This window comes from Demequina sp. NBRC 110053, from assembly GCF_002090095.1.
GTDB lineage: Bacteria > Actinomycetota > Actinomycetes > Actinomycetales > Demequinaceae > Demequina.
Genome location: NZ_BBRJ01000002.1, coordinates 838,124 through 849,827, shown reverse-complemented (window position 1 = coordinate 849,827; position 11,704 = coordinate 838,124). Strand labels below are relative to the sequence as shown.

7 protein-coding genes are annotated in these 11,704 nt (G+C 70.7%); 1 reads left to right on the top strand and 6 read right to left on the bottom strand.

Translation table 11 applies throughout. The features are described from left to right. The first annotated feature begins 16 nt into the window (after positions 1-16). Positions 17-3,892 carry a DNA-directed RNA polymerase subunit beta' gene (locus tag B7K22_RS04000; RefSeq protein ID WP_084038549.1) on the top strand — a complete coding sequence of 1,292 codons (3,876 nt, stop codon included), beginning with the start codon at positions 17-19 and terminating at the stop codon, positions 3,890-3,892. A gap of 105 nt (positions 3,893-3,997) precedes the next feature. On the opposite strand, the gene B7K22_RS03995 is transcribed toward B7K22_RS04000, so the two are convergent. Genes B7K22_RS03995 through B7K22_RS03970 form a run of 6 tightly spaced genes read right to left on the bottom strand, consistent with a single transcriptional unit; the run spans position 3,998 to position 11,687 of the window. Beyond that, positions 3,998-4,627: a hypothetical protein gene (locus B7K22_RS03995; RefSeq protein ID WP_084038547.1), complete on the bottom strand. Its 630-nt coding sequence runs from the start codon at positions 4,625-4,627 to the stop codon at positions 3,998-4,000. After that, entirely contained in the window at positions 4,624-5,451 is an 828-nt protein-coding gene (locus tag B7K22_RS03990; RefSeq protein WP_144276224.1) for a PP2C family serine/threonine-protein phosphatase, read from the bottom strand. Before B7K22_RS03990 ends, B7K22_RS03995 begins: the two co-directional genes overlap by 4 nt. Further along, positions 5,448-6,878, bottom strand: coding sequence for a DUF5684 domain-containing protein (locus B7K22_RS03985; protein WP_084038545.1), 1,431 nt, complete (start codon positions 6,876-6,878; stop codon positions 5,448-5,450). The genes B7K22_RS03990 and B7K22_RS03985 overlap by 4 nt, the downstream gene beginning before the upstream one ends. Continuing rightward, positions 6,865-9,360 (bottom strand): transglutaminase-like domain-containing protein, encoded by a 2,496-nt coding sequence (locus B7K22_RS03980; protein ID WP_084038543.1) that lies wholly within the window; start codon positions 9,358-9,360, stop codon positions 6,865-6,867. Before B7K22_RS03980 ends, B7K22_RS03985 begins: the two co-directional genes overlap by 14 nt. Continuing rightward, positions 9,360-10,682, bottom strand: coding sequence for a DUF58 domain-containing protein (locus tag B7K22_RS03975; protein WP_234983305.1), 1,323 nt, complete (start codon positions 10,680-10,682; stop codon positions 9,360-9,362). The genes B7K22_RS03980 and B7K22_RS03975 overlap by 1 nt, the downstream gene beginning before the upstream one ends. Positions 10,683-10,721: 39 nt before the next feature. Next, on the bottom strand, positions 10,722-11,687 hold the full coding sequence (locus B7K22_RS03970; protein WP_084038541.1) for a MoxR family ATPase: 966 nt from the start codon (positions 11,685-11,687) through the stop codon (positions 10,722-10,724). Positions 11,688-11,704: the final 17 nt, after the last annotated feature.

Sequence of the window (11,704 nt, the reverse complement as noted above, 5' to 3'; positions counted from 1 at the left end):
AGAGGGATTCGAACGAATGCTTGACGTCAACGAGTTCGGCGACCTGCGCATCGGCCTGGCGACCGCGGAGGAGATCCGCGGCTGGTCCCACGGCGAGGTGAAGAAGCCCGAGACCATCAACTACCGCACCCTGAAGCCGGAGAAGGACGGACTCTTCTGCGAGAAGATCTTCGGTCCCACCCGCGACTGGGAGTGCGGCTGCGGCAAGTACAAGCGCGTGCGCTACCGCGGCATCGTCTGCGAGCGCTGCGGCGTCGAGGTGACCCGCTCCCGCGTGCGTCGCGAGCGCATGGGCCACATCGAGCTCGCCGCTCCTGTCACCCACATCTGGTACTTCAAGGGCGTCCCGTCGCGCCTGGGCTACCTCCTCGACCTGGCCCCCAAGGACCTGGAGAAGGTCATCTACTTCGCCGCCTACATGGTGACCGAGGTGGACGAGGACGGCCGCCACGAGGACCTTCCGAAGCTCCGCAACGAGATCGAGAAGGAGAAGAAGTCCATCGCGAGCCAGCGCGACGCGGACATCAACACCCGCGCCGTCAAGCTCGAGAAGGACATCGCCGAGCTCGAGGCCGAGGGCGCGAAGGCTGACGCCAAGCGCAAGGTCAAGGACGGCGCCGAGCGCGAGATGGCGAACCTGCGCAAGCGCGCCGACGCCGAGATCGACCGTCTCGACCAGGTCTTCGACCGCTTCGCGAACCTCAAGGTCCAGGACCTCGAGGGCGACGAGCTGCTCTACCGCGAGCTGTCGCGCCGCTATGGCTCCTACTTCAAGGGCTCGATGGGTGCCGAGGCGATCCAGCGTCGCCTCCAGACTTTCGACCTCGAGGCGGAGGCGGAGTCGCTGCGCGACACCATCGCCAACGGCAAGGGACAGCGCAAGACCCGAGCGCTCAAGCGCCTCAAGGTGGTCAACGCCTTCCTGACGACCACCAACTCGCCCACCGGCATGGTGCTCGACGCGATCCCGGTGATCCCGCCGGACCTTCGCCCGATGGTCCAGCTGGACGGCGGCCGCTTCGCGACCTCCGACCTCAACGACCTGTACCGCCGTGTCATCAACCGCAACAACCGCCTCAAGCGCCTGCTCGACCTCGGTGCCCCCGAGATCATCGTGAACAACGAGAAGCGCATGCTGCAGGAGGCCGTGGACGCGCTGTTCGACAACGGCCGTCGCGGACGACCGGTGACCGGACCCGGCAACCGCCCCCTCAAGTCCATCTCGGACATGCTCAAGGGCAAGCAGGGCCGCTTCCGCCAGAACCTGCTCGGCAAGCGCGTCGACTACTCGGGCCGCTCGGTCATCGTGGTCGGCCCGCAGCTCAAGCTGCACCAGTGCGGCCTGCCCAAGCAGATGGCGCTCGAGCTGTTCAAGCCGTTCGTCATGAAGCGGCTGGTCGAGCTCAACCACGCGCAGAACATCAAGTCTGCCAAGCGCATGGTCGAGCGGTCGCGCGGCGAGGTCTGGGACGTGCTCGAGGAGGTCATCACGGAGCACCCCGTGCTGCTGAACCGTGCGCCCACCCTGCACCGACTGGGCATCCAGGCGTTCGAGCCTCAGCTGGTCGAGGGCAAGGCCATCCACCTGCACCCGCTCGTGTGCGGCGCGTTCAACGCCGACTTCGACGGTGACCAGATGGCCGTTCACCTGCCGCTGTCGGCGGAGGCGCAGGCCGAGGCCCGCGTGCTGATGCTGTCGAGCAACAACATCCTCAAGCCCTCTGACGGTCGTCCGGTGACCATGCCCTCGCAGGACATGATCATCGGCCTGTACCACCTCTCCCTCCACAAGGAGGGCGAGAAGGGCGAGGGGCGTGCGTTCACCTCGGCCGCCGAGGCGCGCATGGCGTTCGACGCGGGCGACATCTCGCTCAACGCCGAGATCCAGCTGCGCATGGACGCCGACACCGTCCCGCCGCTGGGCCACGAGCTGAGCGACGACCACGTCGAGGGCACGGAGTTCATCCTGACCACCACGCTGGGCCGCGCGCTGTTCAACGAGCTGCTGCCGGTGTCCTTCCCCTACGTCAACCGCGACGTGGACAAGAAGGTCCTGGGCAACATCGTGAACGAGCTCGCGGAGCGCTACCCCAAGGTCGAGGTCGCCGCCTCGCTGGACGCGCTCAAGTCCGCCGGCTTCCACTGGGCCACGCGCTCGGGCGTCACCATCGGCATCGGCGACGTCGCGACTCCCGCCAACAAGCAGGAGATCCTCGAGCGCTACGAGGCTCAGGCCGTCAAGGTCCAGGAGCAGTTCGAGAACGGTCTGATCACCGACGACGAGCGCCGTCAGGAGCTCATCGAGATCTGGACGCAGGCCACGAACGAGGTCGACAAGTCCATGCGGGAGTCCTTCCCCAAGCACAACACCGTCCACACCATGGTCGGGTCCGGTGCTCGTGGTAACTGGATGCAGGTCCGTCAGATCGCCGGCATGCGCGGCCTGGTGGCCAACCCGAAGGGCGAGATCATCCCGCGTCCGATCAAGTCGAACTACCGCGAGGGCCTGTCGGTGCTCGAGTACTTCATCGCGACGCACGGCGCCCGCAAGGGCCTGGCCGACACCGCTCTGCGCACCGCCGACTCGGGCTACCTGACCCGTCGCCTGGTGGACGTGTCGCAGGACGTCATCGTCCGCGAGGCCGACTGCGGCACCGAGCGCGGCCTGACGATGCCGATCGTGGACACGACGGCCGGTGGCGAGAAGGTCAGGGACGAGCGCGTGGAGACCTCGGTCTTCGCCCGCACCCTCGCGACCGACGTCACAGACGGCTCGGGCGACGTGATCGCGACGGCCGGCGCCGACATCGGCGACGTGCTGATCGACTCGCTCATCGACCAGGGCATCGAGGAGGTCAAGGTCCGTTCGGTCCTGACCTGCGAGTCCGCCGTCGGGACCTGTGCGAAGTGCTACGGCCGCTCGCTCGCCACGCGTGAGCTCGTGGACATCGGCGAGGCCGTCGGCATCGTCGCTGCCCAGTCGATCGGTGAGCCCGGCACGCAGCTGACCATGCGCACGTTCCACACCGGTGGTGTGGCGTCCGCGGACGACATCACGCAGGGTCTGCCTCGTGTCCAGGAGCTCTTCGAGGCACGCACCCCCAAGGGCGAGGCCCCGATCTCCGAGGTCGCCGGCACGCTCAAGGTCGACGACTCGGAGGCCACCCGCCGTCTGGTCATCACTCCCGACAACGGCGACGAGGTCATCGAGTACCCCGTCACCAAGCGTTCGCGCCTGCTCGTGCAGGACGGCGAGCACGTCGAGGTGGGCCAGCAGCTGGTCGCCGGCGCCGTGGACCCCAAGTCCGTGCTGCGCATCCTCGGCCCCCGTGCCACCCAGAAGCACCTGGTGGACGAGGTCCAGGACGTGTACCGCTCGCAGGGCGTGGAGATCCACGACAAGCACATCGAGGTCATCGTGCGCCAGATGCTCCGTCGCGTGACGGTGCTCGAGGCAGGCGACGCACCGCTGCTGCCCGGTGAGCTCGTGGAGCGCTCGCGCTTCGAGGCCGCCAACCGCGCGACCGTCACCAAGGGCGGCAAGCCGGCCTCGGCGCGTCCCGAGCTGATGGGCATCACGAAGGCCTCGCTCGCGACCGAGTCGTGGCTGTCGGCGGCGTCCTTCCAGGAGACCACCCGCGTGCTCACGGAGGCGGCGATGTCCGGCAAGTCGGACCCGCTGCTGGGCCTCAAGGAGAACGTGATCCTCGGAAAGCTCATCCCCGCCGGCACCGGCCTGCAGCAGTACCGCACTGCGACGGTCGACCCGACCGAGGAGGCCAAGGCCAACCTGTTCCCGACCTTCGGGTACGAGGAGTGGGAGGGCCAGTACTTCTCGGAGGGCACCGGCGAGGCCGTGCCGCTCGAGGAGTTCGACCTGCCGCGCGAGTAGCAGCGACACGCATCGAGGCCCGGTCCCGCTCAGGCGGGGCCGGGCCTTCGTGCATCCATGCGCTGGAGTGACGCGGCCGATGCGCGGAGCGCGTCCGTGCCCGCGCTACAACCAGAGCACGGCGAGGACGATGGCGCCCACCACCGCGAGCACGCAGGTGACGACGAATGTCGCCACGGCCACGCGCGCGGTGCGGCGCCCCCGCCGCCTCACCGAGGGCAGGTCCGAGGCCGATGCGCGGGTCGCCTCGGGCCCGTCCGTCACGCTGGCTGCGGCCTCCGGCGCGTCGGGCAGCGGTCTCGGAGTGTAGGCGTGGACCGCTCCGGGACCCACGGCCGCCTCGGCGCGCGGAGTGCCGCCGCCCATGTTGGGCGGCATCGCGATGCCGCGGCGACGACTGCCGGACGCGGGCAGCGTGAGGGGCTCTCGACGATGATCGTCAGCGGGGGCTCGCCGCTCGACCACGCGCGTGTGGTCCGGGCCATCGGGACGGTCCACCACGCGCGTGCGGTCCTCGTCGTCAGCCGCAGGGCCGGGGCGGTCCACCACGCGGGTGCGGTCCTCATCCTCAGCCGCAGGGCCGGGACGGTCCACCACGCGGGTGCGGTCCTCATCCTCAGCCGCAGGGCCGGGGCGGTCCACCACGCGCGTGCGGTCCTCGTCGTCAGCCGCAGGGGCGGAACGGTCGACCACGCGCGTGCGATCCTCGTCGCTCTCGTCAGGCGTCGACGTCACTGCGACACCGTGAGCGTGTCGTCGTCGAACTCGTGGATGACCACCTCGTGGGCCTCGGTGGTGCCGTCGGCGAGCACCGAGGCGCCGCCCGCGACCACGTCGATCACGATCACCGTGATGTTGTCGCGACCCCCGTGCTCCTTCGCCCGCTCGACCAGCACCCTGGCCGCGGACTCGGGGTGTCCGCTCATGGTCAGCACGGCGCGGATGTCCTCGTCGGCGAGCTCGCCGTGCAGGCCGTCGGAGCACAGCAGCAGGCGCTCGCCGGTGACGACGGGGACCAGCCAGCTGTCGGCGAGGGAGTCGGCGGCGCCGATGGCCCTGGTGATCACGTTCCTGTCCGGGTAGGTGGCGAGATCCTCGGCGCGCAGCTGGCCAGACTCGACGAGCTCGCGCCCGAGCGAGTGGTCGTGAGTGAGCTGTTCGAGGTCGCTGCCCAGGTGGCGATACACGCGCGAATCGCCGACGTTGAAGACGAGCCAGTGCGGCCTTCCGGCGTGCTCGATCAGCACCGCGCCCGTCGCGGTCGAGCCCGCCCCCGTGCGTGTCGAGCGCGCGACGACCTCGACGCGATCATCGGCGTCCAGGAGCGCCGCGTGCACGTCCGCGAAGGAGCCGTACTCGGCTCCCTGGAGGCGGTCGGCGAAGGCGCTCACCACGGCCGCGCTGGCGAGGTCGCCGCACTCGTACCCGCCCATGCCGTCCGCGACCACGAACGCGGGTCCGACGGCGAGCATGGAGTCCTCGTTGGCGGGCCGGCGCAGGCCCGGGTCCGTGACGGCGGCCACGCTCAGCGTGAGCCCCGCGAGCGACACGGTCGTCATGCGTCCTCCGTCGCGTAGCCGATGGTCATCCCGACCTTTCCGAGCACGAAGCGTCCCTTCACGAGGGCGGCTTCGCCGACCTCGATCAACGTCTCCTCGCCATCGTCCCCCACGAGCATCACTCCATTGGTGGACCCGAGGTCGGTGATCGACCACTCTCCGTCCGTCAGTTCGAGCCTGGCGTGCTCCTTCGACAGCGTCCTGGTCGAGTCTGGCACGGCCAGCGTCTGAGTTCCAGGCTCGGTCGGGGCGGGCCGCCGCCCCAGGATGACGCGGTCGGAGGTGAGCGGAAGGTCGCCAGCGCCGTCCACCGTCAAGAGCCATGTCACCCGTGGGCGTCGGTCGACCACGACGGTCTCGCCGAAGTCCTCGTCGTCATCGACGTCCGCGTGAGCAGCGTTGGGGTCGGCGTCAGGCAGCGGCGCCGGAAGGGGAGTGGGGGGCCCGGCCGCGCCGTCATCGCTCGCAGCCGGCGTTGCGGCCTGCTCGACGTCCTCGAGCCACGAGGGCACGGCGATCCCTGGGGACGCCCGCTCGGCTCGCACCTGTGGCGGCCGCGCCCACGGGTTGTGCACGACGATCGGGGGTGGGCCGCCGGGCGCGTGCTCGTCATCGGCTGCCGCGCGCGTGGGTTCCGCTGCCGGCTCTGATGCTTGCCCGACGCCCGGCTGGGCGCTGTCGGCGACGGCGCCGACGGCAATCGGGCTGGCCGGGACGCCTGCCGCGGCGGCGTGATCCGGTCCGCCGCGCGGGGCGAGGAACGGCGAGGAGTGAGGGAGCGGCTGCGGCGGGGACAGCGTCGGGCGAGGCGCCGACGGCGCCGATGCTGGTGCGGGGGCGGGCGGCGTCGGCGCCGCTGGCGCCGAGCGAGGGGAGAGGGGACCCGCCGAGCTCGCAGCGATCTGCGCAGGCGCGGCGACCGCCACGGGCGGCTGAGCCACGCGGCCAGGCTGGTCCGTCCGCGGAGCGGACGCCGCCTCGGCAGCGCCCAGCCCGCCCTGCACCTCGCGGTGCCCGGCGACATCGGCCATGCGAGTCTGCGCGACACCGGCGTCGGCGACCTTGGCCCCGCCCACGATGGTGGCCCACAGCGGCGAGACGAGCACCGCGAGCACCGACATCCCCGTGCCGTGCCCGAACCGCTCATTGATGCGTCCCGCCGCGACGAACTTGAGGTACAGCGCATAGAGATTGACGATCGGCACGAAGTAGAGCACGACGTTCCAGGGCGGCACGCCGCCCCGCTCGAAGATGGTCATCTCGTTCACGATGGGAACCCAGCCCCGCCAGCCATCCGTACCGAGCTTGCGGAACAGACGCGCCAGCGCCCATCCGTACCAGAGGTAGAGGCCGAGCCCTACAGCGAGGTAGGCCAAGGTCAGGATCACGAGCGTGGCGACCGCGCTCGTCGTGTCATTCGGGCCCATGGCTGTCCTTCCGTCGGAGCGTGGAGCGCTCATCGGCATGCTGCGCGCGAATCCTGCGCAGGAACGAGGCGGGGGTGAGGCTTGCCCGGATCCTCCGGCGCAGCGGCAGCTCCGATCGGACCGCACGCCTCTCATCGTCGAGGATCGCCCACAGGTCAGTGCTCGTGTCGATGGCGGGCGGGTGCTCGGCGAACACGGCTCGGTCGACCGTCGCGGCGATCGACGCGGCCGCCGGCCGGTCGAGGATGTCGGCGGTCTCCGCTCGCGTCAGCCCTGTCGGGACGGCCATCCCTGCGTCGACGTAGCGATCGATGAGCTCCTCCCAGGCGCCGACCATCGCCACCTCAGGGTCGTGCGCGCGTCGGCGCCACCGTCGATGCGCGCGCTTCGCGATGGGGAACACCAGCAGAGGCAGGATCAGCAGCAGCGTGCCCACCGCCACGCTCGCGATCGCCAGGATGACCCTGAGGTTCGACTGCAGCCACGTGGGATCCTCCACGGCGGACTCAGGGGTCGACTCCGAGACCGTCTCGGAGAGGATGGTCGGGGGATCGATGACCTCTGCGGCGATCTGCTCGGGCTCCGTGGGGTTCTCAGGCGGGTTCTGGCCCTCCTCGATCAGGCTGGGCGGGACGGTGAACTGCGGTGTCGCATCGAGCGCCACCCATTCGCCGTCCAGGGACCGCGCCTCGGCCCACGCGGTGACGTTGGCGCCGGTGCAGACCTCGGCGCACGGCTCCACCGCCCAGCCCGAGCCCGCATCGGCCAGGCGGACTCCCACCACCACGCGCGCCTCGAACCCGAGGTGCTGCGCGAGCAGGGCGGCAGCGGTGGCGAACTGCTCATCGTCGCCGACGGCGGCGACGAGCGTCTCCTCGGAGGCGCCGTCGCCGGCGCGCTCCTGCTGGTCGAGGAGAGCTTCGAAGAGATCCTCGACGCGCGCGGTGGAGTGGCCGGAGCGACTCCCGTGAAAGGCGAACGAGGCGCGGGCGGAGAGGTCGGCCATCCACGAGGACGCGTCGGCGTCCTCGGTGGCGGAGTGGCTGATGTACCCGCGAGCGCGCAGCCTGTCCACCAGCTCGATCAGCGATGCGCCCGACCGGTCGAGCTCCTGCGCATCGGCCCATGCCGTGAGCGCCGGATGCTGCTCCTCGGAGATCAGCGGGTCGCCGCCGGGCGCAGCCCTGAAGGCGTCGATGTCCGGCGCCGCGGCCGCCGCGAGCGAGTACACGTCCCCGGCGCGCAGGCCCTCGACCGACTGGCGGTCCTGACCCTCGACGATGACGCCCGCGTCGAGCTGGGGCGACGCGTAGTACGAGTCGGCGAGGGCGGACGCACGCTCGCCGCCGAACTGCGGCGCGCCGCCGTCGGCCGTCACCAGCGGCACCCACACGCCTGCATAGCCGACGCCGATGGTGATGGTCACATCGGCGTGCTGAGTCCGTGGCTGGCGGCTGAAGTCGGACAGCTCGGCATCCCCGTCGACGTGATACACCGATCCGTCGTAGGAGTTGAGCGTCGCGATGCGCACGCGATCGACGCCGGTGGCTCCTGTCACCGTGAACAGCGGAACGTCGAAGCTGTCCGTCCGGAACCACTGGCGGTACGAGGACAGCGGGCTCGCCTGCCGCTGGAGCATGAGCAGCGGGTCGATCTGGTCGCGCGGCACCTCGCGGTCGCCGATGGCGGCGGAGACGGGCGCGGCGGCGGCCGCCACCGACAGCGCGACGACGACGATGCCTGCAGTGAGCAGGTGGCGACGCAGCGCGGCGGATCCGGCGGCGGCGCCGAGCCGCGCCGTGCCGGTTCGAGACCGGGCCGTGCGTATCGCCTCCGCGCGCGCGATGCGACTGCGCACGAGGAGCCAGCACGCGCAGACGGCCACGGCCGCCACGCCGAGCACCACGTGCGCGGGCGCGGGGATGGTGAAGGGGCCGAGCCTCAGGTCCGGCCGCGTCTGCGAGGTTCCGAAGTACGCGCCGAACACCGGCATCGCCAGCATCGGCGCGGCGGCGAAGGGGGCCCACCGGCCGCCCCGCACGATCAGCGCCGTCGCGATGAGGGTGCTGACGGTGACGGTGAAGAGGAACGGCACGAGCACGCTCTGGTAGTCCGCGGCGGGAACGGAGATGGTGAGCAGGCGCTTCCAGCCGAACACGATGTCCGTCAGGCCGGTGCCGATGCCCGCCAGCAGTCGCGCAGGGCTCGTCATGGCCGAGGGGATCGCGACCGGGACCACCACCAGCAGGTAGGCGATGGTGATCATCAGGGCCGTCTGCCACCAGCGCCATCGCAGCGCCCACCCTGCGAGCACGCCGCCGGAGCCCACCAGGGTTCCTGCCGCCGCCGCGAGGATCAGCCGAGCGTCGCCGTAGATGGGCCAGGCCGTGGCCACGGCGACGGCGACGCTCGCCGCGATCGCGATCAGCCCCGCGACGAGCTGTGCGGGATCGACGGCGCGTCGTCCGCGCGCGGCCGCCATCACACCGACCCCCGCAGCATGAGGTGGCCGAGGTCGTGCAGCATGCCGATGGTCAGCACGGTGAGCTCGCGCGCTGACCGCACGGCCGGCTCGGCGCCCGCGTCGGCACGCACGGCGACGACCGTGACGTCAGCGGAGAAGGCGACCGCGGCCTTGCGCAGCGAGGGCAGCGGCTGGCGCGAGCCGGTCACCAGGAAGACCATCGACAGATGCTCCGCCTCCTGGGCCGTCATCCCCGCCACGAGGGGCAGGGGCATGACATCCTCGGTGCCATCGATCCCGCTCATCCCATCGAGCATGGCCGTGGGAGTGAGGGTGGGCAGGGTGCGCAGCGAGTGGACGCGCTCCACGGCATGGCGGGGAATCTCCGCGCTCGCGGTGATCACCACCTCGCGGCCGTCGCGAATGGCCTGGAGCCCCAGTGAGGATGCGGCGGAGACCGCCATCTCGAACTCGTCCTCGTGCTGATACTGCGAGACGTCGAGGTCGATGGCGATCGCGATGCGGGAGCGACGGGTCTCCTCGTACTGGCGCACCATCAGCTGACCTGTCTTGGCCGTCGACTTCCAGTGGACGTGGCGACGGGAATCCCCTGGACGGTAGTCGCGGATCGCGTGGAATGCGAGGTCCGAGTCGACGATGGTGGAGGTGACGACGCCCTCGAGGTCGCGCAGCAGCCCCGCGCTCGTCGACGGGATCGGCACGGTCGCCGGATGGACGTAGATGTGCTGGACGTCCGGCCACGTGTGGTCGCGCTGCAGCACGCCTACGGGGTCGCCGCGTCCGATGGTCATCGGTCCGACCGCGATCACGCCGCGTCGCTCGGCAGCGATGGTGAGCGTCTCGCGGTGGTCGTGCCCCGCACGCAGCAGCGGCACGTGCGCCTCGATGAGCCCCTCGCCCACGGGGATGTCGAGCAGAGCGGGCAATGACACCCGCTGGCCGACGTTGCGCACTCCGAGCGCCGCCACGAGATCGGTGCCGGCGACCACGCGGTCCCTGTCGAACTCGAGCGCGACCTCGTACGAGTGACGTCCGAGCAGGAAGGGGATGCACAGCACCAGCAGGGCGGTCGCGGCGACGGCGACGACCCACGCCTCCGCCCAGCCCCACGCGAACGCGGCCGCGAATCCACCCGCGGCGACCGCGACCAGCAGCCAGCCAGCAGGGTTGATCGTCTCAGCCGTCGCGGACCACGCGCGTGCCACCGCCGCACCGACGCGGCCAGCCGCTCGCCGGCCGGCCTCGACCCGTGCGGACATCCCGGTGCGCTCGGTGGCGTACCGCGTGACCGTCACCCCGCGCGTGCGGGTGCCGGTCACCGTGTGACCGTGCTGGGTCTCCGTGTGCTCGTACACGGCTCAGCTGGCCCCGTTCTCCGACGGCGCCGGCACGTCGAGAAGCACCTGCCCGATCACGTCGACCTGGGTGACGCCGTCGAACTCTGCCTCGGGCTCGAGAATGAGACGGTGCGCGAGCGCGGGAACAGCGAGGTCACGCACGTCGTCAGGCGTGACGTAGGTGCGGCCGTGGGCAGCAGCCCACGTCGCCACCAGGCGCGTCAGCGAGATCGCGCCGCGCACCGACACACCCAGGCGCGCCTCGCTCGCGCGCCTCGTCGCGTCCACGATCCGCATGATGTAGTCCGCGATGAGCGGGTTGAGGTAGACCGAGCGCGACAGCTCTGCCATCGTGACGATGGTGTCCGGCGTCACGATCGCTGGCACTTCGGGCGCCGGACCTGCGGCGCCCTGGATGATGCGCAGGGTTGCCGCGTCGTCGGGGTACCCGATGGACGTCTTGATCATGAAGCGGTCGAGCTGCGCCTCCGGGAGCCGGTACGTGCCAGCCTGCTCGACGGGGTTCTGGGTCGCGATGACGAGGAAGGGGCGGCCCACGTGGCGGGTGACGCCATCGACGGTGACCTGGCCCTCCTCCATGACCTCGAGGAGCGCCGACTGCGTCTTGGGGCTCGCCCGGTTGATCTCGTCGGCGAGCACGATGTTCGCGAAGATCGGGCCGGCATGGAACTCGAACTCGCCCTTCTTCTGGTCGAAGATGGTGACGCCGGTGACATCGCCGGGAAGCAGGTCAGGGGTGAACTGGATGCGCGACGACGTCCCCTTGACCGTCTGCGCGAGGGTCCGGGCGAGCGCCGTCTTCCCGGTGCCCGGCACATCCTCGAGGAGCACGTGGCCTCCGGTGAGCGCTGTCGCGAGCACGAGCTCGACCACGTGGCGCTTGCCGAGGATCGCGCGCTCGACGTTGTCGGCGAGCAGCGAGAACGTCTCGGTGTACCACTGGGCCTGTTCGGGCGAGATCGTCATGAGGATGCCTCTCGGGA

Excerpts from the sequence above, each read along its gene's own strand:
- B7K22_RS04000 (WP_084038549.1), top strand. The coding sequence starts at position 17 with ATGCTTGACGTCAACGAGTTCGGCGACCTGCGCATCGGCCTGGCGACC.
- B7K22_RS03990 (WP_144276224.1), bottom strand. The coding sequence starts at position 5,451 with ATGACGACCGTGTCGCTCGCGGGGCTCACGCTGAGCGTGGCCGCCGTC.
- B7K22_RS03985 (WP_084038545.1), bottom strand. The coding sequence starts at position 6,878 with ATGGGCCCGAATGACACGACGAGCGCGGTCGCCACGCTCGTGATCCTG.
- B7K22_RS03980 (WP_084038543.1), bottom strand. The coding sequence starts at position 9,360 with ATGGCGGCCGCGCGCGGACGACGCGCCGTCGATCCCGCACAGCTCGTC.
- B7K22_RS03970 (WP_084038541.1), bottom strand. The coding sequence starts at position 11,687 with ATGACGATCTCGCCCGAACAGGCCCAGTGGTACACCGAGACGTTCTCG.